At 73.0% G+C, this 21,275-nt stretch carries 16 protein-coding genes and 1 pseudogene; 6 read left to right on the top strand and 11 right to left on the bottom strand.

The annotated features are described in order from the left end of the window. Nucleotides 1-173: 173 nt before the first annotated feature. The 3 genes from AB0H81_RS34055 to AB0H81_RS34045 form a co-directional block, all read right to left on the bottom strand. Complete coding sequence (locus tag AB0H81_RS34055) at nt 174-1,859, bottom strand: RNA polymerase sigma factor (RefSeq protein WP_358383003.1); 1,686 nt, start codon at nt 1,857-1,859, stop codon at nt 174-176. A 242-nt stretch (nt 1,860-2,101) separates the two neighbouring features. Beyond that, a complete protein-coding gene (locus tag AB0H81_RS34050; RefSeq protein ID WP_358383000.1) occupies nt 2,102-4,195 on the bottom strand; it encodes a SpoIIE family protein phosphatase in 2,094 nt (697 codons plus the stop codon). 194 nt (nt 4,196-4,389) lie between these two features. Continuing rightward, nucleotides 4,390-4,971 (bottom strand): HhH-GPD-type base excision DNA repair protein, encoded by a 582-nt coding sequence (locus AB0H81_RS34045; RefSeq protein WP_358382997.1) that lies wholly within the window; start codon nt 4,969-4,971, stop codon nt 4,390-4,392. A gap of 154 nt (nt 4,972-5,125) precedes the next feature. On the opposite strand from AB0H81_RS34045, the gene AB0H81_RS34040 reads away from it, so the two are divergent. The 6 genes from AB0H81_RS34040 to AB0H81_RS34015 all read left to right on the top strand — a co-directional run bounded on the left by AB0H81_RS34040 (nt 5,126) and on the right by AB0H81_RS34015 (nt 10,208). After that, nucleotides 5,126-5,350: a hypothetical protein gene (locus tag AB0H81_RS34040; protein WP_358382993.1), complete on the top strand. Its 225-nt coding sequence runs from the start codon at nt 5,126-5,128 to the stop codon at nt 5,348-5,350. Between the two features lie 121 nt (nt 5,351-5,471). Beyond that, on the top strand, nt 5,472-6,995 hold the full coding sequence (locus tag AB0H81_RS34035; protein WP_358383006.1) for a hypothetical protein: 1,524 nt from the start codon (nt 5,472-5,474) through the stop codon (nt 6,993-6,995). A gap of 11 nt (nt 6,996-7,006) precedes the next feature. Then, on the top strand, nt 7,007-7,777 hold the full coding sequence (locus tag AB0H81_RS34030) for a thioesterase family protein (RefSeq protein ID WP_358382990.1): 771 nt from the start codon (nt 7,007-7,009) through the stop codon (nt 7,775-7,777). Between the two features lie 21 nt (nt 7,778-7,798). After that, nucleotides 7,799-8,554 carry a 5-oxoprolinase subunit PxpA gene (locus AB0H81_RS34025; RefSeq protein WP_358382987.1) on the top strand — a complete coding sequence of 252 codons (756 nt, stop codon included), beginning with the start codon at nt 7,799-7,801 and terminating at the stop codon, nt 8,552-8,554. Next, complete coding sequence (locus AB0H81_RS34020) at nt 8,551-9,171, top strand: allophanate hydrolase subunit 1 (RefSeq protein ID WP_358382985.1); 621 nt, start codon at nt 8,551-8,553, stop codon at nt 9,169-9,171. The genes AB0H81_RS34025 and AB0H81_RS34020 overlap by 4 nt, the downstream gene beginning before the upstream one ends. Beyond that, entirely contained in the window at nt 9,168-10,208 is a 1,041-nt protein-coding gene (locus AB0H81_RS34015) for a biotin-dependent carboxyltransferase family protein (protein ID WP_358382982.1), read from the top strand. Before AB0H81_RS34020 ends, AB0H81_RS34015 begins: the two co-directional genes overlap by 4 nt. Nucleotides 10,209-10,272: 64 nt before the next feature. On the opposite strand, the gene AB0H81_RS34010 is transcribed toward AB0H81_RS34015, so the two are convergent. From AB0H81_RS34010 to AB0H81_RS33975, 8 genes and pseudogenes are all read right to left on the bottom strand, one after another. Further along, on the bottom strand, nt 10,273-11,103 hold the full coding sequence (locus AB0H81_RS34010; RefSeq protein ID WP_358382979.1) for a PhzF family phenazine biosynthesis protein: 831 nt from the start codon (nt 11,101-11,103) through the stop codon (nt 10,273-10,275). A 124-nt stretch (nt 11,104-11,227) separates the two neighbouring features. Next, a complete protein-coding gene (locus AB0H81_RS34005; RefSeq protein WP_358382976.1) occupies nt 11,228-12,355 on the bottom strand; it encodes a winged helix DNA-binding domain-containing protein in 1,128 nt (375 codons plus the stop codon). A 164-nt stretch (nt 12,356-12,519) separates the two neighbouring features. Further along, nucleotides 12,520-14,340, bottom strand: a complete 1,821-nt coding sequence (locus tag AB0H81_RS34000; protein ID WP_358382973.1) for an ABC transporter family substrate-binding protein — start codon at nt 14,338-14,340, stop codon at nt 12,520-12,522. Further along, complete coding sequence (locus tag AB0H81_RS33995; RefSeq protein ID WP_358382970.1) at nt 14,337-16,439, bottom strand: ABC transporter ATP-binding protein; 2,103 nt, start codon at nt 16,437-16,439, stop codon at nt 14,337-14,339. Before AB0H81_RS33995 ends, AB0H81_RS34000 begins: the two co-directional genes overlap by 4 nt. Next, nucleotides 16,436-17,356: an ABC transporter permease gene (locus AB0H81_RS33990; RefSeq protein ID WP_358382967.1), complete on the bottom strand. Its 921-nt coding sequence runs from the start codon at nt 17,354-17,356 to the stop codon at nt 16,436-16,438. Before AB0H81_RS33990 ends, AB0H81_RS33995 begins: the two co-directional genes overlap by 4 nt. Continuing rightward, nucleotides 17,353-18,336, bottom strand: coding sequence for an ABC transporter permease (locus AB0H81_RS33985; protein ID WP_358382964.1), 984 nt, complete (start codon nt 18,334-18,336; stop codon nt 17,353-17,355). Before AB0H81_RS33985 ends, AB0H81_RS33990 begins: the two co-directional genes overlap by 4 nt. Nucleotides 18,337-18,426: 90 nt before the next feature. Continuing rightward, nucleotides 18,427-20,775: an AAA family ATPase gene (locus AB0H81_RS33980; protein WP_358382961.1), complete on the bottom strand. Its 2,349-nt coding sequence runs from the start codon at nt 20,773-20,775 to the stop codon at nt 18,427-18,429. Between the two features lie 118 nt (nt 20,776-20,893). Next, nucleotides 20,894-21,275, bottom strand: a pseudogene (locus AB0H81_RS33975) (hypothetical protein); the annotation flags it as partial.

Below are 21,275 nucleotides of genomic sequence, written 5' to 3'. Positions count from 1 at the left end.
CAACCTGCGCGGCATGTCCGGAAGCTGGCGCGACCTGACCGAGGCCGTGAACACGATGTCGTCGCGGGTGGCCGCGCAGGTGCGCGACATCGCCGCCCCGCACCGGGTCCGGTGCGGGGCTCCTCGCGACCTGCTCTTCGTGACGTGCTTCGCGTGACCGCGAACGCGGCCCGTCAGTCCAGGTAGTCGCGCAGCACCTGGGAACGGGACGGGTGACGGAGCTTGGACATGGTCTTCGACTCGATCTGCCGGATGCGCTCACGCGTCACCCCGTAGACCTTGCCGATCTCGTCCAGCGTCTTCGGCTGCCCGTCGGTGAGACCGAACCGCATGGACACGACGCCCGCCTCGCGCTCCGACAACGTGTCGAGAACGGAGTGCAGCTGCTCCTGCAGCAGCGTGAAGCTGACGGCGTCGGCCGGGACGATGGCCTCGGAGTCCTCGATGAGGTCACCGAACTCGCTGTCACCCTCCTCGCCCAGCGGCGTGTGGAGGGAGATCGGCTCGCGGCCGTACTTCTGGACCTCGACCACCTTCTCGGGGGTCATGTCCAGCTCTCGGGCCAGCTCCTCCGGCGTGGGCTCGCGGCCGAGGTCCTGCAGCATCTGCCGCTGGACGCGGGCCAGCTTGTTGATCACTTCGACCATGTGGACCGGGATGCGGATGGTCCGCGCCTGGTCGGCCATGGCACGCGTGATCGCCTGCCGGATCCACCACGTGGCGTAGGTGGAGAACTTGTAGCCCTTGGTGTAGTCGAACTTCTCCACCGCGCGGATCAGACCGAGGTTGCCCTCCTGGATCAGGTCCAGGAACAGCATGCCGCGGCCGGTGTAGCGCTTGGCCAGCGAGACCACCAGACGGAGGTTGGCCTCCAGCAGGTGGTTCTTGGCCCGGCGGCCGTCCTCGGCGATCCACTCCAGCTCGGCGCGGACGTCGACCGGCAGGCCGTCGGCCTCGCCACTGCCCAGCTGCTCCTCGGCGAACAGGCCCGCCTCGATGCGCTTGGCCAGCTCGACCTCCTGCTCGGCGTTGAGCAGGGGGACCTTGCCGATCTGCTTGAGGTAGTCCTTGACCGGGTCGGCGGTGGCGCCGGCGGCCGCGACCTGCGCGACCGGGGCGTCATCGTCGTCGTCGGACAGGATGAGGACCTCGTCCTCGCTCTTCTCCGTGACGGCCGCGGCGGCGGCGTCGGCGGCCTTGGGCTCGTCGTCGGCGTCGTCGTCGGTCTCCGGCTCGGCATCGCCCTCGGCGACGATGTCGTCGTCCTCGACCACGATGTCCTCGAGGTCATCGAGCTCCACGTCGCCGTCGAGCTCGATGTCCTCGTCGTCGTCGACGCCCTCCGCAGAGGTGGGCTTGGTCGGTGCAGGCCCGGCGCTGTCAGCCGCGACCTTCTTGGCGGCGGCCGGGGCCGCCTTCTTGGCCGCCGCGGGGGCGGCCTTCTTGGCGGGACCCGGCTTGGCCGGGGCCGCGGGCTTGGCGGCGGCCGGCTTCTTGGGCTCGGCGGGCTCGGCGGTTTCGGCTGCTCCCACGACCGCGGTCACGGTCTCGGGCTGCTGCTCCTTGGCGGCCGCCGCGCTCTTGGTCTTGACGGGGGCGGCGGTACGACGCTTTGCTGGTCCCCGAGACTTCTTCGGCGCAGCCGAATCCGCGGCGGTCACCACCACGGTCACGCCCTCTTTGCTGAGGTTCCGCAAGAACGCGGCGGCGTGCGACATGGGGATGTCCGCCTCCTCGAAGGCCTGGCGAACATCCTCGGACTCGAGGAAACCCTGCGAGCGCCCACGCTCGAGCAGTCGCTGAATGACGGGCTCGTTCAGCTCTTGTGGCTTCGAGCGAGTCGAACTTGCAGGCGACACGAACACCTCTCGAACGAACGCGTGGCGACAATGGACCCAGATGCCCGCTGGGGGGCTGTTGCCTCTCTCGGAGATCGGTGAGGCCGTGCGGACCGCGACGGACCTGCCCAGCATTGTGGCACGACCTCGCACTCCATACGGCCACCTCCCGGCGGTTGACCTCCACCCTAGGCCGACCAAGGCAGTAGTGCGTACGTAAGCGCGCCACTGATACCCGAAAGCAACCCTTATGACTGTTTCATTCAGTCACTCTTCGTGGCGGGCGGCACGTGGATGGCCAGGGCGGTAACGTCATCATCCTGTTCATATCCCGACAACATCCGGTCAACCAGGAAGTCCAGCAACATGTGCGGACTTCTCACGACCTCAGGTGGCGCTTCGGTCACAACACTGCAAATCTCTGCGAGTCCGGCGTCCAGCCCGCGCTTGCGGTTCTCCACCAGACCGTCCGAGTACAGCACCGCGGTGTGACCCGGCGGCACCACGAACCGGAACTGCCGGCGGCTCGTCGGCCAGCCCAGCGGCGTGCCGGGCTGGGCCTCGCAGAGCATCGCGGTGCCCTGCGGCGAGACCAGGACGGGCGGCGGATGGCCGGCGAGCGCCAGCGTGCCCTCGCCCGTGACGGGCTCGACCACCATGTACGCCAGGGTCGTGACCTGCTCCTCCTCCTCGGTGGCGTCGAAGACCCGGTCGAGGCCGGTCAGCACGGCCGCGGGCGGAGGGTTGGTCAGCGCCAGCGCCCGCATGGCGTTGCGGATGCGGCCCATGCCCGCGGCGGCCTTGACGCCCTTGCCCATGACGTCGCCGACGACCGCCGCGACACGCCCGTCCTGCAGCACGAACGCGTCGTACCAGTCGCCGCCGACCTGCACGTGGCGGCTGCCGGAGCGGAAGCGCTGGGCCAGCTCCAGGCCCTTGACCACCGGCAGGCGGTCGGGCAGGAGACTGCGCTGGAGCGTCTCGGCGGTCTTGTGCTCCCGCTCGAACAGCGTCGCCCGCTCGACCGCGAGCGCGCACTGCCCGGCCAGCGCCTCCAGGAAGACGCCGTCCTCCTGGGAGATCTTCTGCGGCCGGGTGAACGAGAAGCGCAGCGCGCCGAGGGCCCGGCCGGCCGCCAGCAGCGGCAGGCCCACCCAGGCCCGCTCGTCACTGTGCGTGAGGTAGTTGGCGAGCACCTGCTCGTCGCCGCCGGCCTCCAGGAGCTGCGTGCGCAGGCTGTCGGGGGACTCGGCGAACACCGGCCGGCGGCTGTTGACCGCCATGGTGAGCACGCTGGTGTGGGAGAGCGGGATCTCCTCGCCGGAGGTGCCGGCCGCCTCGGGGACGCCCTCGCCGTTGATCAGCTTGAGCGCGGCCCGGTCGGTGTCGAGCAGCGCGACGGCCGAGCGGTCGGCCGCCAGGGCCGTGCGGCCCACGTCGATGATGACCTGGACGACCTGCTCCACGGTGAGCGCCTCGGCCAGTATGGCCGTGGCGCCCTGGAGCCGGGCGGTGCGGAGCGCGGCGGCGCCGAGCTGGTCGGTCAGCCGGCCCCGCATCTCCTCTGCCTCGCGCTGCGGCGTGACGTCGGTGTTGGCGCCGACCCACTCGACCACGCGGCCGTGCCGGATGATGGGCACCGCGCGCACCTCGAAGTGGCGGTAACCGCTGGCCCGGGTGCGCACGCGGTAGTTCCACTCGAACATCGTGCGGCCGCGCAGCGCCTCCTTCCAGGCCTCCTCGGTCTGCCGGCGCTCCTCGGGGTGGACGACCTCCAGCCAGCCGTGGGCGAGGTACTCCTCCAGGCCCTGGCCGGTGATGGCGCGCCACTGCGGCGCGTCCTCGACGACCGTGCCGGTGGGCGAGGTGATCCAGACGAGCTGCGACTGCGCCTCGACCAGTGACCGGTAACGCTCCTCGCTGCGGCGCAGGTCCTCCTCGGTCTGGCGGCTCTCGGTCACGTCGAGCCCGACGAGCGCGACGGCCCGCAGCTCGCCCGCGTCGTCGTGGATCGGCGAGAACGACAGCGACCAGTGGCGGTGCTCGCCCTCGGGCGTGCGCACGCGCACCCGGCTCTCGGTCACCGGCGCGTCGCTCTCGATGACGCCCTGCACCGCGTGCGTGATGAGCTGACTGAGGTCGGCGGCCAGTGCCTCGACCGGCACGCGCCCGACGAGCCGCTCGGCGGGCACGCCGACGACGTCGGTGAACAGGTCGTTGACCCGCTGGACCCGGCCGTCGGGATCGAAGAAGGCGAAGGCGTAGCGCGCCTCCGACAGCAGGCCCCCGAAGAGGGCGGAGTCTGAGATGTCCACATCCGACTCCCGGGGACGGGGAACGGAGGTCTCGGCGCTCATGCTCGGCACCTCCGTCGCGTGCCAGGGTCTCCCACGCGGCACATCTCCATAACTGTGTATCGGCGTAGCGCAGCTCCGTGCGACCGGATCCTGCTGTACATCATCGGCGATGGGCATGCGCGGACGGAAGCCCCGCAGGCCATACGGTCAACGCATCCTGTCAAAATCGCTCCACGTTACGCAGCAAGATCAGGCTACTTGGCCCGCGCCGCCCGCTTGGCCTCCTGTTTGGCCTCTTGCTTGGCGGCCCGCACGCGGCCCAGCGTGTCGGCGTCGACCACATCCGCCACCGACCGGAACGATCCCTCCTCGCCGTACGGTCCCGCCGCCTCGCGCCACCCGGGCGGCCGGACCCCCAGTTGCTTGCCGAGCAGTGCCAAAAATATCTGGGCTTTCTGCTTGCCGTAACCGGGAAGCGCCTGCAATCGCTTGAGCAGCTCTTTGCCGTCGGCGGCCTCGGCCCAGATCCTTTCGGGGTCGCCACCGTACTGCTCGACGAGATAGGCCGCCAGGCTCTGGACGCGCGCCGCCATCGAGGAGGGGTAGCGGTGGACCGCCGGTTTCTCCGCCAGCAGGGCGGCGAACTCCTCGGGGTCGCGGGAGGCGATCTCCTCGGCCGTGAACTCGCCTCCGAGCCGCTGGGCGATGGTGTACGGGCCCGTGAACGCCCACTCCATCGGGATCTGCTGGTCGAGCAGCATGCCGATGAGGAGGGCGAGCGGACTGCCGCCGAGCAGGTCGTCGGCCTCCGTCCGCTGGGCGAGCTGGATGCGCATGGGAACAGCTTCGCATGAAAGCGCTTGCGGGGATGCGAACACAACCGTAGTGGAGGCTTGACACCGGCCCGAGAAAAGGTGGAATGAGAGCGCAAGTCGCCCTGAGTCCATTCCTGGGGGTTTGCCCCTGGGCATCCAGAGGAATCTCACACCTATGCTCGCTCTGGCCACACGCTTCCTCAGGGAGCCGGTCAGTCTTCGGCTGGCCGAGGAGTTCCTGACAGTGCCCGTGGACACCATCGACCGCTGTGTGGCCGACGTGTGCGCGTGCGCCCATCACCTGGGCATCCCGGCGACTCCCGAGATCGTGGAGCGCGTCGCCCGGGAGCATCTGCTCGCGATCGTCAACTCCGCCCCGCCGCCGCGGAGTCCCCGATAACATCGGGGTCACGGCCGCGTTCTACGCACCGTTTCCGCCTGGAATGCGAGAGAGTGAGGGCGTGCGCCGACACCGACGAGATCCCCGGGAGAGCACCCCCCCAGACGACGTCTTCAAGGAGATGGTGCAGGCGGCCCGCGAACTGCTGGCCGTGCGCAGCCCGCTCGACGCGGAGCTGATGGTCTCCGACATGATAGGCGCCTGGTGGGGCCGGCGGGTCAGGGGCGGCGACGTCGAGCAGGTACTCGGTGAGGGACTCGTCGACTACGCCGCCAAGGCGGGCACGCCGGCGTCGCTGACGCTGCTCATCTGCCTGGCCTACCTCGGCACGGCCCGTCAGGGCGCCAAGGCCGAGGGCGCGGCGCTGGCGATGATGGAGTCGGGTGTGGCCCGGCCCGGCTGGGCCGACCGGGTGGGCGCGGTCAAGCCCACCGGCTGCTACGTCTCCCGTGACGCCTACGGCGACCAGGACACGGTGATCTGCACGTTCGCCTACCGGTACGGCGACGCCGAGCCGGAGCGCGGCGACACGCCGGCGACGGCCGCGGGCGGCCAGGAGCGGCACGCGCTGGTCATGGTGGTCGACCACAACATGTCCGGCATGGCGCGCGACGCCTGGGTCTCCTCCCAGGTGGACAAGCTGCTGGAGCAGGCCCGCGCGGAGGCCGCCGGCAACCCGATGCTGGTGTTCGGCGAGATCGAGCCCCAGCAGGCCAGGGCGCTGCTGGAGTCGGCGATGAAGGCCACGAGCGAGCCGAAGACCCCGCCGCCCGTCAGCGACAGCTACAGCGCCTACCACGCCTTCGCCAGGGCCCGTCTGAAGGCTCTCCCGCCGGGCCGCAAGCGCCCGGCGCCGCTGCACATCGAGGCGCCCTACAGCCGGGAGCGGCGGGCCATGCTGGCCGCCGAGTTCCTCGCCTCCGACGCGGCCGAGCACCTGTCGGACCCGTCGGCGGCCTCGCGCTGCGCCGACCACATCATCGAGTACGGCTGCGAGCAGGACTTCAGCCGGCCGCTGCGGGTGAGCCCCACCAAGTGCGAGACGTTCCTGCTCGACTGGCTGCCGCGCAAGGTGATGCTGAGCGCGGCCGAGCAGGAGGCGATGCCGCACGTGCTGGCGGCCTGGGTGCGGTTCGCCGCGCGCCGCTCTGGCCTGCCGGAGCAGGGGCTGAAGGCCACGCTGGACGCCGTGTGGGAGGCGATCGGCAAGTTCCCGGAGGCCTACCGCGACCCGACCTCGTTCGGGCTGGACCGGCCGCTGCTGGAGCGGCTGCTGCCCGACGGCGACCTGTCGGCGCTGGCCCGGCGGGCGTTCGCGTTCCCGTTCCTGCAGGGCTTCCACAACGGGATCGAGCTGGACCGGCTCAACCCGGCCGACGAGGCCGACCGGCGGGCGCTGCTGGAGATCGACCACGTCGGGGCGATGGACGAGGAGCATCTGGCCTGGCACGAGGAGATCGCCACCCGGCTGTGGGAGGGCGACCCGCCGCAGCTCTGGGAGGCGGCCCAGCGGCTGCTGGACCTGGGCCACGACCGCCACGACGTGCTGCACGTGCTCATCGAGATCGCCGAGCGGATCGGCGGCGACCCGGACGAGCTGGCCGCCGCCCTGGACGACATCGCCGACATCCCGGACGAGTTCTAGAATCTCGTTCTATGGCGATGTACGAGGCCCTCGGCACGGGCCGCTACCGGGCGACCGAGTACACCCAGGGCCCATGGGACCCCGGCGCGCAGCACATGGGCCCCGTCACCGCGCTGATCTCACATGAGCTGGCCGCCACCGCCCCGCGCCCAGGGCTGGAGCTGTCGCGCCTGGTCGTGGACGTCTTCGGCCCCGTTCCGCTGGGCGAGCTGGAGGTGCGCACCGACGTGGTGCGCGACGGCAAGCGCGTGCAGTGCCTGTCGGCGAGCGTGTCGTCGGGCGGGCGCGAGCACTGCCGGGCCACCGCCTGGCGGATCCGTGAGTCCGGCACGCCCGCCACGCCGGTGCCGGGCCCGCCCGCGCCCGTGCCGCCGCCCTCCCCCGGCGAGCGCGACTCGTGGCTGGGCAGCGGCTTCGGGTACGGCCGGGCCATGGACTGGCGTTTCGTCACCGGCCACCCCCTGGAGGTCGGCCCGGCCACCGTGTGGGGACGGCTGACGATGCCGCTGGTCGAGGGCGAGGAGACCACTCCCCTGGAACGGCTGGCGGTCTTCGCCGACAGCGGCAACGGCGTCAGCCCGGCCGTCGACTTCGCCACCCACCTGTTCGTCAACGTGGACCTGACGATCTCCCTGTTCCGCGCGCCGGCCGGCGAGTGGATCTGCATGGACGCCGCCACCGTCGTCGGGCCGTCCGGCCGCGGCCTGACCCGCTCGACCCTCTACGACGAGTCCGGCGAGGTCGGCACGGCGACTCAGACCCTCTTCGTCGCGCCGCGGTAGCGATGACGCCATGATGGGTTCATGGTGATCGACCTCAACGCCGACCTGGGCGAAGGCTTCGGGATCTGGACGCTCGGCGACGACCTCGCGCTGCTCGACGTCGTCACGAGCGCGAACGTGGCCTGCGGCTTCCACGCCGGCGACCCGGTGACGATCAGGCGCACCTGCGCGGCGGCCGTCGACCGCGGCGTCTCGATCGGGGCCCAGGTGTCCTACCGCGACCTCGCCCACTTCGGGCGCAGGGAGATGGACGTCGAGCCGGAGGAGCTGTGCGCCGAGGTGCTCTACCAGCTCGCGGCCGTCGACGGCATCGCGCGGGCCATGGGCGGCCGGGTCTCGTACGTCAAACCCCACGGCGCGCTCTACAACCGGATCTGCCGCGACGCGGCGCAGGCCGAGGCGGTCGTGGACGCCGTGGCCGACTACGACCCCTCGCTGCCGATCCTCACGCTGCCGGACTCCGCGGTCCACGGTGCGGCCGCCGCCGAGGGCGTCTCCACGGTGACGGAGGCGTTCGCCGACCGGGCGTACACGCCGGCGGGCGCGCTCGTGCCACGCCGCGAGCCCGGCGCGGTCCTCCACGACGTGGACGCGGTGTCGGCGCGGGCCGTGCGCATGGCCGTGGAGGGCGCGGTGACGGCCGTGGACGGCGGCACGGTGCGGGTGCCGGCCCGCTCGATCTGCGTCCACGGCGACACGCCCGACGCGGTACGGCTGGCGCGGGCGGTACGCGACGGGCTGCTGGAGGCCGGGGTCGTCCTCCAGGCGTTCGCGTGATCCGCGCGGCCGGGGAGCACGGGCTGCTCGTCGAGACCGGGGCCCTGGAGGTGTCGCACCGCCTGGACGCCCTGCTGCGGCACGACCGGCCGCACGGGGTGGTGGAGATCGTGCCGGGGCCGGAGACGGTCCTGGTGGTGGCTCCCGGCGCGGACCAGGCGCGTCTGCGCGCCGCCCTGGAACGGCTGGCGGCGGAGGCGGAGAGCGCGTCCGCCGGCACCGGCGAGGCGGATGAGCCGGACCTCGTGCGGATCCCCGTGGTCTACGACGGGGAGGACCTCGACGCGGTGGCGGAGCTGGCCGGGCTCCCCGCCGAGGAGGTGATCGCCCGGCACACCGGGCGTGACCTGGTGGTGGGCTGGCTCGGGTTCGCGCCGGGATTCGCCTACCTCACCGGCCTGGACCCGGCCCTGCGCGTGCCCCGGCTCGGCACGCCGCGCACGTCCGTGCCCGCGGGCTCGGTGGCGGTCGCGGGGCCGTACTCCGCCGTCTACCCCAGCGCCTCGCCCGGCGGGTGGCGGCTGCTGGGCCGCACGCCGCTGCGGGTGTGGGACGTCACGGCCGACCCGCCTTCGCCGTTCCGCCCGGGCACCCGGGTGAGGTTCGAGCGCGCATGAGCGGGGTGCTCGCGCCCCGGCCGTCGCGCGTGATCGAGGTGCTGGCGCCCGGCCCGTACGCCACCGTGCAGGACCTCGGGCGGCCGGGGCTGGCCCACCTGGGCGTGCCCGGCTCCGGGGCGGCCGACGCGGACGCCCTGCGGCTGGCCAACCGCCTCGTCGGCAACCCGGAGGGGCTGGCGGGGATCGAGCTGACGTTCGGCGGTGCCCGGCTGGCTTTTCACACGGGCGCCTGGGTCGCCGTCACGGGCGCGGCCTGCCCGCTCTCGGCCGCGCCGCTGCCGGGAACGGCCGTGTACGGCGGGGGTGAGCCGTCTTCCGGGACCGTCACGTCCGGGGGAGGTGTGTCGTCTTCCGGGACGGCCGTGTCCGGCGGAGGTGTGCGCTCTTCCGGGACCGCCGCGCCCGGCGGGGGTGGATGGCGTGCTCCGGAGGTCGGGGTGGGGGTGCCGTTCTGGGTGGCGGCGGGGACCGAGCTGCGGTTCGGGACTCCCGTGTGGGGCCTGCGCAGCTACCTCGCCGTGCGCGGCGGCGTGGCGGTGGAGCCGGTGCTCGGCAGCCGTTCGACGGACTCGCTGTCGGGTCTCGGCCCCGAGCCGCTGCGCGCGGGCACGATGCTGCCCGTGGGGCCGGTGGCGGGCCTGGAGCCCATCGTCGCGGACGTCGCGCCGCCGCGCGGGCCTCGGCCCGCCGTGCTGCGGGTGCTGCCGGGGCCGCGCGACGACTGGTTCACGCCCGGTGCGCTGGCCGAGCTGTGCGCGGAGCCGTACACGGTGAGCCAGGACAGCAACCGCGTCGGGGTGCGGCTCGGCGGCCGGGAGCTGGCGCGGGCGCGGGAGGGCGAGCTGCCCAGCGAGGGCATGGTCGCCGGGGCGCTCCAGGTGCCGCCGAGCGGGCAGCCGATCGTGTTCCTCGCCGACCACCCGCCGACGGGCGGGTACCCCGTGATCGCGGTGGTGGTGACGGCCGACCTTCCGGTGGCTGCCCAGCTCAGGCCGGGCGACCGGGTCCGGTTCACCACCCACCGCGCCACCTGAGACGCCCTGAGCCCCAGACACGCGGACCCGACGCACGCGAGCCGGGACGGGGGCGCCGCCGGGGTCAGAGCTCGACGTGCCCGGAGACGCAGGGGACGCTCGAGCCGCCCACCCAGATCGTGCCCTCGTCGTCGGTCGTGACATGGACCCGCCCGGCGCGGCCGAGCCGCGTGCCCTGCGCGGCCACGTACGGCGCCCTCGCCCGGCCGGTGCGCAGCAGCCACTGGGCCACCGAGGCGTTGAGGCTGCCCGTCACCGGGTCCTCGACGGTGCCGCCGTTGAACGGGCAGAACGCCCGCAGCTCGAACGCGTGCGGCGCGCCCTCCGGATGCGGCCCCACCACGCCGATGAAGCAGTCGACGACGCCCGGCTCCACCGCGAGCACCGCGTCGGCGTCGCGCAGCAGCACCGCCACCCAGCCGGGCCCGTTGTCGGCCCACTCGACGTCCACGATGTCGCTCCGGTCGACGCGCAGCAGGCCCGCCACGTGCTCGGCGAACGCCTCCTCCACGGGCCCCGACCGGATGAGCGGCGGCGCGGCGAACGCCAGCCCGCCCTCGGTCTCCCGCACCCGGACCAGCCCGGCCCCGCACTCCTGCACGATCACGCCGGGCCGCTGGGGCTTGCCGCCGGCCGCGAGCCACGCGTGGCAGGTGCCGAGCGTGGGATGCCCGGCGAAGGGCAGCTCGGACATCGTGGTGAAGATCCGCACCTGGTAGTCGGCGGCCGGGTTTTTCGGCGGCAGCACGAACGTGGTCTCCGACAGGTTCGTCCAGTGGGCGAACCGCTGCATCTCCTCCGTGGTCAGCCCCTTGCCGTCGAGGACGACGGCGAGCGGGTTGCCCTGGTACGGAACGGACGTGAACACATCGACCTGGGTGAATGGACGCTGCATCCCGCAAGTGTCGCAGACCCCACCGAGCCCGCGATCGCGAGGCCGCCCCGCCGTTAGACCTCCGCACCGCCGCCCCTCAGGCCGTCGTGCCCTCAGGTCGTCGTGCCCTCAGGCCGTCGTGCCCTCAGGCCTCCGGCTGATCGGTCTGGTCCGCCGGGACGGACGCCAGGAGCGACTCCACGCGGGCCACGGCCTCACCCAGGGCCCCCTCCGGCACCGGCTCGAACAGCTCCACCACGGCCCGGCCGCCCTCGGGCCGCCAGACGCCCGCCACCCGCCCGCCGCGCAGGACGACCGGCGAGATCCAGCCCGCCTGGCGGCTGACCTTGGCCTTGGCGTCGGCCGGGATCAGCGGCTCCAGGTCGCGGGGGGCGCCCAGGATGTACGGGTCGAAGCCCGGCAACAGGCTGACCTCCTCCGACGGCCGGGTGGCGGCCAGCTCGTCGAGATGCTCGGTCAAAGCGAGCAGCGTGCGGCCGTCATCGGTCTCCACCTCCGTCAGCTCCGGCCCCAGGTCGCGGAACCACGCCTTGAGCACCGCCTTGCGCGCCACCCCGCCGAACAGCCACTTGTCGAACATCTCCGGCGTCGCCGGCCCGTGCGCCCCGAGGAACGCCCGCGCCACCCGCACCCCCGCCTCCTCCTGCGGCGGAAGAGCGGCGGGCCAGCCCGGCAGCCAGCGGCGCGGGGCGGTGAAGGTGACCCTGCCCTCGCGCGGCGGCCCGTAGCACAGCTCGCCGAGGCGGCTGAGCGGCTTGAGCAGGGCGCCCCACCCGGAGGTCAGCGCCTGCCTCAGGTGGTCGTCGCCGGTCACCTCGACCACGGCGTCGACCAGCTCCTCGCGGGTCAGCGGGCGCTCCCCCAGGGCCCGCGGCACGGCGTCGACGATGGACTCGATCTCGGCCGCGGTGACGCCGTGCCCGCGCTGCCAGGACCCCTTCTCCCAGAAGCGCAGCGTGCCGAGTGCCGAGCAGAGGTCGGGCAGCATGTCGGCGGGCACCAGGTGCAGGGTGCCGCGCATGACCCAGGTCTTGGCCAGGGTGCGGGACTCCCACAGCGCGTGGTCCGGCCCGCCCGGGTCGGGGCGGGCGCTCCTGACGGCCACGGCGAGGCGCGCCGACGACGCGACCTGCGCCTGCACCCCGCACAGCCGCCGGGCGACCGCCACGGCGTCGGCGCCGTCCGGGCTGCTCACGAACTGCCGGCGCAGCCGCCAGGCGAGGATCTGGGGCCAGGTGAGGGAGGTCGTCACGCCCCCGTTCTACCGGACGCCACCGACAATCCAGCGGGCAGGCAGGACCGGCGGATGGGACACCACCGACATCCCGCAGACCGCGAGGACCGGCGGATCGGACACCACCGCGGGCAGGCCGGACCGCTGATCGGACGCCACCGGCACGCCCGCGGGCCGGTGGGTCAGGTGGTGAAGCCGATGTCCTGGTAGCGCAGGTCGTAGAAGCCGCGGGCGCCCATGTTGGCGAGGGACGCCCGCACGGCGACGTTCTGCGGGCGCTGGTAGAGCGGCAGGACGTTGACCTCCTGCCAGATGAGCCGGTCGGCCTCGTTGGTGGCGGCGCGGGCCTTGGCCGGGTCGAGGCTCTGGCCGGCCTTGTTCATGGCGTCGTCGATGGCCTGCGACCCGGTGCGTCCGAAGTTGGCGTTCCACGTCTTGCCGTCCGGTGCGTTCGCGTAGACCCCGTAGCTGCTCGACACCGGGAACGGGGTGCCGATGTAGGCGAACGCGGTCAGGTCGAAGTTGCCGGGGATGACGTACTTGGTGAAGAAGTCGTCGCTCGGCACGGCCTGGATGGAGACCTGCACCCCGATCTGGCTCAGCATGCTCTGCACCAGCTCCGCCTCGGACTTGCTGACCTGCACGCCCGAGGGCACGACGAAGCGCAGCGCCAGCGGCCTGCCGTCCTTCTGCCGGACCGCCCCGGCGGCCTTCCATCCGGCCTCGTCGAGGAGCTGCTTGGCGCGCGCCGGGTTGTAGGCGCCGAGCGGGCCGGCGTTGTCCTGGTAGCCCTCCTGGGTGTTCATGAAGAAGTGGTTGTTGAGCGGCGCGATCGGCCAGTCGAGCCCCTGCAGGTCGGACTGCGCGATGGCCTGCCGGTTGACCCCGAGCTGGACGGCCTGGCGGACCCGCTGGTCGCGCAGCAGGTCGCTGGAGCCGTTGAAGGTGATGTGGCGGAAGTCGGGGCCGGCGGCCTGGCGCACCTGGGCGTCGCGGGTGGCGCGGGCGCGGGCGTAGTCGGGCGCGGACGGGCCGATGTCGGCGACGTCCAGCTCTCCGTTGCCGAACGCGCCGATCAGGGCGTCCTGCTCGGAGGCGCGGTAGACGATCTGGTCGAGCTTGGCGCGCTGCCCCCACCAGTGGTCGTCGCGGACGAGCGTGATGGTCTTGGCGGTCTGGTCGAAGCCTTTGAGCCGGAACGGGCCCGCGGTCACGGGGATCTTGTTCAGCCAGGCGTTGTTGAACGCGTCGGGCGTGCGGTTGGCGGAGGCGGGCAGCAGCGGGCCGAACAGGGACTGCCAGTCGCCGAACGGCCGGGCGAAGGTGACCACCGCCTCGTAGTCGTCACGGCCCCGAACGACCTTCTGGATGTCCTGGTAGCCGGTGGCCGAGACGATGCGGTAGCGCGGGTCCTTGCCGTTGAGCGCCTGCCACTGGGCCTCGTAGTCGGCCCAGGTGATGGGCTTGCCGTCGGACCAGCGCGCCTTGGGGTTGAGCCGGTAGGTGACGACCTGCCGCGGTTCCCGCGCGGTGATCTTCGCCTCGAGGACGTAGTCGGGGTTCGGGGTGATCACCGCCTTCTCGTCGGACAGGAACGGCGCGGGCAGCAGCGCGTTGCTGATCTGGGCGGCCACGGCGAGGTTGCCGTCGACGTGGTTGCGGTTCCACTGCGCGGGGAACTCGTTGACGCCCCAGCGCAGTGTGCCGCCGTCCTTGACCTTCTCGCGCGGCTGCGGGTTGATGTCGTACGCCTTGACGGGCCGGGCGGTCTCGTCGCCGGGGCCGCCTCCGGCGCCCTGCCTTCCGCCGCAGCCGGTCAGGGCCGCCGGGGCGGACAGGACGACGGCCACGGCGACGGCGGTCCGGGCCGCGATCCGGGCCGTGGACCGTGCGGTGGTCCCGGCCGCGGACCGTGCTGTGGACAGTGCTGTGGAGCGGGCGGTGATCACGGCGATGGTGCTGCTGGTGGCGCGGGCTCCTATGACCGGGCGCGGTGCCTTCATCGGGAGTTCCTCCTGGGTGAGACGACGTCGAGCTTCTCCGCGTAATGGCAGGCCGCGCCCTGGTCGCCGGCGGGATCGCCGACCGGCAGCACATCGGGCTCGGCCTCGATGCACAGGACGCGCTCGTCCTCGGTCAGCACCGTGCGGAACTTCGGGCACCTGGTGCGGAAGCGGCAGCCCGACGGCGGGTGCGCCGGGCTGGGCAGGTCGCCCTCCAGGAGGATCCGCCTGCGCGAGCGCTCGCGGGCGGGGTCGGGCAGCGGGATGGCGGACAGCAGCGCCTGGGTGTACGGGTGGGCGGGGGCGTCGTAGACGGCGTCCACGGAGCCGATCTCGGCGATCCTGCCGAGGTACATGACGGCGACCCGGTCGGCGATGTGCCGGACCACGGCCAGGTCGTGCGCCACGAACAGGTATGACAGGCCGAGCCTGGCCTTCAGCGACGCGAGCAGGTTGATCACGCCGGCCTGGATGGACACGTCGAGCGCCGAGACCGGCTCGTCCAGCACGAGCAGCCGGGGCTCCAGCGCGAGGGCGCGGGCGATGCCGATGCGCTGCCGCTGGCCGCCCGAGAAGTCCTGCGGATAGCGTTCGGCATGCTCCGGCGCCAGCCCGACGAGCGTGAGCAGCTCGGCGACGCGCCGGCCGGCGTCGCCCAGGCCGTGGGTGCGCAGCGGCTCGGCGACGACGTCGTGGACGGTCATGCGCGGGTCGAGCGAGGCCAGCGGGTCCTGGAAGACGACCTGCATGTCGCGTCTGATCGCCATCCGCTCGGCGGGGCCGAGCCGGGCGGTGTCGTGGCCGAAGACGACGACGCGTCCCCGCTGCGGCCTGGTCAGTTCCAGGATCTCCAGCAGCGTCGTGGTCTTGCCGCAGCCCGACTCGCCGACCAGCCCGAGCGTCTCGCCCTCGCGGATCGCGAAGCTGACCCCGGCCACGGCGTGGACGGTGCCGACCCGGCGCTTGAAGACCGCGCCGCGCATCAGCGGATAGTCCTTGACCAGCCCCTCCACCCGCAGCACCGGCTCACCTGGGGGCACGGCGGCCCGTTCTGTCTCCTCCGGCGCACGTTCCCCCTCCGCCGGCGCCCGGGCCGCCTCGTCCTCCCACCGGATGCAGGCGGCCAGATGGCCGGGGCCGGTCTCGAACAGCGGCGGCTCGGCCTCGTCGCAGGCGCCGATGTGCAGGGGGCAGCGCGGGCCGAACGGGCAGCCTGGCGGCAGCGCCGCGGGCGAGGGCGGCGCGCCCTCGATGGGCTCGAGCTCCCGCCGCGCGCCCCGGTCGACCCGCGGGATCGAGCGCAGCAGCCCCACCGTGTACGGCATGCGGGGCCGGTAGTAGACGTCGTCCACAGTGCCCACCTCCACCGGCCTACCCGCGTACATGACGAGCACCCGGTCGGCCAGCCCGGCGACCACCCCCAGGTCGTGGGTGATCATGATGATGGCGGCGCCCGTCTCGTCGCGCGCCTTCTTCAGCAGCTCCAGCACCTGCGCCTGGATGGTGACGTCTAGCGCGGTCGTCGGTTCGTCGCAGATGATGAGGTCGGGGTCGTTGGCGATGGCCATCGCGATCATCGCGCGCTGCCGCATGCCGCCGGAGAACTCGTGGGGGAAGGCCAGCGCCCGCTCCGCCGGATGCGGGATGCCGACCAGGTCGAGCAGCGACACGGCCTTGACCAGGGCCTGCTCCTTGGTGACCCGCTGGTGGACCCGCACGGCCTCGGCGATCTGGTCGCCGACCCGGTAGACGGGGGTGAGGGCGGACAGCGGGTCCTGGAAGACCATCGACATGGCCCGCCCGCGCAGCGCGTTCAGCTCCTTGTCGCGGGCGCCGACCAGCTCCCGGCCGTGCAGCCGCACCGAGCCGGACACACGGGCCGAGGGCGGCAGCAGGCCCATGACGGCCGACGCGGTGACCGACTTGCCGGACCCGGACTCGCCGACGACGCCGAGCACCTCGCCCGGCCGTACCTCGAAGGACACGCCGCGCACGGCCGGCACGTCGCCGAAGGAGACGCCGAGGTCGCGGACGTCCAGCACGGGCGCCGACGCGGGGGTGAGCGCCGGGGCGGTCTCGGGTGTGGTGGCGGGTGTCATCGCGGCCTCGTGGAGGTGGGGTCGAACGCGTCGCGCAGGGCGTCGCCGACGAGGTTGACGGCCAGCACGGTGACGACGAGGAGCCCGGCGACGAACCAGAACGTCCACGGCGCGTACACGGCCGTCTTGGAGCCGTCGGCGATGAGCGTGCCGAACGACACGTCGGGCGGCTGGATGCCGAAGCCGAAGTAGGACAGGGAGGTCTCGGTGAGGATGGCGGCGCTGACGTTGAGCGTGGCGTCCACGATGAGCAGCGACGACAGGTTGGGCAGCACGTGCCGGAAGATGATCGTCACCGGGCGGACGCCCATGAACCGGGCGGCCTGGATGAACTCCCGCCGCTTCAGCGAGATCGTCATGCTCCGGACGATCTTGGAGGTGACCATCCAGAGGAACAGCGCCAGCATGAGCACGAACAGCGCCCACGTCCCCTCGCCGAACAGCGGCGACATGATCGCCAGGATGAGGAACGCGGGCAGCACCAGCAGCAGGTCGGTCAGCCAGGTCAGCGTCCGGTCGGCCCAGCCGGGGAAGTACCCGGCGAAGGCGCCGGCGAGCGCGGCCAGCGCGGTGGAGACCAGGGCCGCGAGCAGCCCCACGATCAACGACTTCTGCATGCCGCGCAGCGTCACGGCGTAGACGTCGGCGCCGGTCTGCAGGGTGCCGAACCAGTGGCTCGCCGACGGCGGCTGGAGGAACGCGGTGAAGTCGCGGTCGGTGTACGACCAGGGGCTGAGCAGCGGCCCGGCGAACGCCAGCAGGAACATCACCACCAGCACCGCGAGCCCGGCCGTCCCCTGGCGTGAGCGCAGGAACCGCCGGGCGACGACCCGGCCCCGGGACGGCACCCGGCGCGGCCCGCGCCCGGGGACGCCGGGTGTCAGCTCCTCGGCCAACTCCTCCTCGGGGAGCGTCATCCTGCCCTCACCCGCGGGTCGAGGGCGGCGTGCAGCAGGTCGGAGGCCAGCGAGGCGCACAGCACCGCCACGGCCGCGAGGAGCGCGATGGCCGCCACGGTGTTGACGTCGTTGGTGAAGATGGAGTTGATGAGCTGCTCGCCGAGCCCGTGCCAGCCGAAGATCTTCTCGGTGAACGTTGCGCCGGTCAGCAGCGCGCCGAACGTGAACGCGAAGTACGTCATGACCGGCACCAGCGCGGTGCGCAGCGCGTGGCGGGTGAGCGCGGCGCGCCGGCTCAGGCCCTTGGCCCGGGCCGTGCGGACGAAGTCGGCGCCGAGCACGTCGAGCATCATGTTGCGCTGGTAGCGGCTGAAGACGGCGACCAGCGCGAGCGACAGCGACACGGTCGGCAGGACGAGGTGCTGGATCCGGTCGAGCACGCCGCCCCAGAAGCCGGTGTCGAGGCCGCCGGTGTACTCCCCGCTGACGAGGAAGACCTGGGTGCCGAGCTGATCGTTGGCCCAGGTGGCGAACAGGATGAGCATGTTGGCCAGCACGACCACGGGCACCGCGAGCACCGCGAAGGACAGGGCCGTCGACACGCGGTCGAACCATCCGTACTGGCGGACCGCGGCCAGGGCGCCGAGCAGCACCCCGCCGACGCTGCCCACGATCATGCCGACCAGCACCAGCCGGAAGGTGACCCCGGCGCGCCGGCCGATGTCGTCGTTGACCGGAGAACCGGTCACGCTCCTGCCGAGGTCGCCGTGCAGCACCCCGCCGGCCCAGACGGCGTAGCGCTGCAGCAGCGGCACCTGGTCGTTCAGGTTGAGCGCGGTGAGCTGGGCGTCGACGACCGCCGGGGGCGGCTTGGGGGTGCGGTCGGCGTAGTTGGAGCGCGGGTCGAGGGCCGTGGCGGCGAGCATGTACGCCAGGCTCGCGGCGACGGCGACGAGCACGAGGTAGTTGAGCAGCCTGCGGGCCAGGAACCCCGCCATCCTCCCCCCTCCCGCGCACGATGCGTAGTCATATTGCTACACCATGCGACGGGGAGTGGGCCAGGACGCGCGGGCCCGGGGTCCTGGGGTTTACCGGCCTGAGATCTCGTCGACGGCGGTGCGCACGTCCTCGCTGGTGATGGTGGTCAGCTCGGCGGAGGTGGCGGAGCCGCCCCGCGAGGCCAGCGCGGCCAGCCGCACGTCGCGGCGCATGGCCGCCCGTTCGAACAGCGACCGGGCGAACCGGCCGTTGCCGAGCCCGTCGATCAGCCGCTCCTCGCACACCCAGGCGAAGACCTCGTCCAGGTCGCGCAGCGCGGCCTCGTCGAAGTGGTCGCCGGACTTGTCGGCCAGCAGCACCGCGATCTCCGACAGCTCGGCCGGCGTGTAGCTGGGGAAGGCGACGCGCTGGTTGAAGCGGCTGGCCAGGCCGGGGTTGGTGGCCAGGAAGACGTCCATCTCGCGCTCGTAGCCGGCCAGCACGATGACGAGCCGGTCGCGGTCGTCCTCGGCCCGCTTGAGCAGGGTCTGCACGGCCTCGGCGCCGAACGCGTCGCCGCCGGCGTAGCCGGGGTTGACCAGGCTGTACGCCTCGTCGATGAACAGCACGCCGCCGAGGGCCCGGTCGACCAGTTCGTTCGTCTTGATCGCGGTCGCGCCGAGGTGCTGGCCCACGAGGTCGGCGCGCTGCGCCTCCACCACGTCGGGCCGGGCGAGCAGGCCCAGCGCGGCGAAGATCCGGCCGACGACCCGGGCCACCGTGGTCTTGCCGGTGCCGGGCGGGCCGGCGAACACGAAGTGCCGGGTCTGCGCCGGTGTGGGCAGGCCCCGCTCCTGCCGCATCCGCGCCACCTGGAGCTGCGCGGCGATGGCGTGGACCTGCCGCTTGACCGGGGCCAGGCCGGCCATCCGGTCGAGGTCGGCCAGCGCCTCCTCCAGCGTGGGGGTGGCCTCGTGCCCGCGGAAGCGGGCGGTCAGCTCGTTGAACGCCTTGGTCAGGTCGGGCGTGGTCGCGGTGACGAGGTCCTCGGTGGAGGGGGTGCCGCCCGCGCCCACCACCCGCACGTCGCGGGCCTGCGCGGCCGCCTCGACCAGGCTGCGGGCGAAGCGGGCGTTGCCCAGCTCGTCGACCAGCCCGCGCCGGTGCACGTCCTCGAACAGGCCGAGCAGCGCGGCCCTGGTCTCGGCGGACATCGTGTCGCCCCGGCGCCGCTGGAGCAGCTCGGTGATCTCGGCCAGCTCGGCGGGCGAGTAGCTGGGGAAGCGCACCCGGGTGGCGAAGCGGCTGGCCAGGCCCGGGTTGGAGGCGAGGAAGCCGGCCATCTCCTGCTCGTAGCCGGCCAGGATGATGATCAGCCGGTCGCGGTCGTCCTCGGCCCGCTTGAGCAGGGTCTGCACCGCCTCGGCTCCGAACCGGTCGGGCTGCCCGTCGGAGGAGTTGACCAGGCTGTACGCCTCGTCGATGAACAGCACGCCGCCGAGGGCCCGGTCGACCAGCTCGTTCGTCTTGATGGCGGTCGCGCCGAGGAACTCGCCGACCAGGTCGGCCCGCTGCGCCTCCACCACGTACGGGGTGTCGAGCAGGCCGAACGCGTAGAAGATCTTCGCGAGGGTACGCGCCACGCTGGTCTTGCCCGTGCCCGGCGGCCCGGAGAAGACGAAGTGCCGGGTCGGCCGGTCGGCCGTGTAGCCCGCCTCGGCCCGCAGCCGGGACGCCTCGATCGAGGCCGCGATGGAACGCACCTGCTCCTTGACCGGAGCCAGGCCGATCATGCTCTCCAGCTCGCCCAGCGCCTCCTCGACCGAGATGCTGGGCGGCGCCGTCCCCCGCTCGTGCTGCTGGGCGGGGCCGCCCTCGCGCACCCGTACGCGCAGCTGCTCCTGCTCCTGGCCGGCAAGCTCGGCGCGGGCGCGGCGGGCCAGCACGAAGCGGTAGAGCAGCACCGCGGCGGCCACGCCGTACGCGACCCAGACCGCGGTGGCGTCGGAGACCAGGGAGAGGGCGGCGGCGAGCAGGCCCGCGGGCAGCAGCGCCAGCAGGGCGGTCAGCCACGGCGGCACCCAGCGGATCAGGTGGGCGACGCCCGCCACCGGCACGGCCAGCACGAGCAGCAGCGTCGGAGCGGGCGAGCCGACCGGGAACAGCATCACGAACACCGGCATCAGCACGGCCCAGGCGGCCACCACCACGGCGGTGGCCGCGGCGCGCGGGAAGCGCAGGGTCAGCGCGGTGAAGGCGAGCAGGGTCAGCGTGACGAGGAACGTGCGGGCGAGGTCCCACCCGAGGGCCGCGCCGAGGCCGACGGACCCGATCAGCGCCGAGGCGTACATCACCCGGCGCACGGCCGGGGGAAGATGGAAATAGCGCAGGCGTACCCGCTCGAACAGATCCCGCGCCGCGACCCGCCCCGCGGCCTGGGCCCTGCCGGACTCACGCATCACGCCTCCCCGGTCCGCCCCCGGTTATACCGCACCAGACGGGCGATTGGGCGGACCTGACACGCCGCGTGACGCCTGACGCTCCGGGGACGTACGGGGCGAAGAGGGCGGCGGGGAGTCAGCCGCGCTGGTGCCGTCCGGGGAAGTCTCCGGTCAGCACCTGCTTGGGCGTGACGCGCAGCAGGCCCGAGCCCGCCACGGCGACGCCGCGCACCTCCACCCAGCGGCGGCGCGGCGACGGGCCCGCGGCGAACACCGCCACCCGCGGGTCGGCCTCCACCGCCTCCCCCGCTCCGGCCTCGGCGACGAGCCGCAACTCGCCCGCGGGGCCGATGGACGCGGCCGCGCCGACGGTCCGGGGGCCGAGGGGGTCGGCGAAGGACAGGACGACGTTCCTGGCGTACGCGAGGGCCTGGCGCGCCTCGGGCCCGAGCGGCACGGACGGCTCGTCCCCGGCGGGCAGGTCGCACATGAGCAGCGAGGAGCGCCATGGGCCCGGG

Origin of the sequence: Nonomuraea sp. NPDC050691 (genome assembly GCF_040654455.1) — a bacterium.
In the GTDB taxonomy this organism is placed as follows: Bacteria; Actinomycetota; Actinomycetes; order Streptosporangiales; family Streptosporangiaceae; genus Nonomuraea.
Note: the sequence above shows the minus strand (reverse complement) of the source record. Positions and strands in the feature narration are given on the sequence as shown.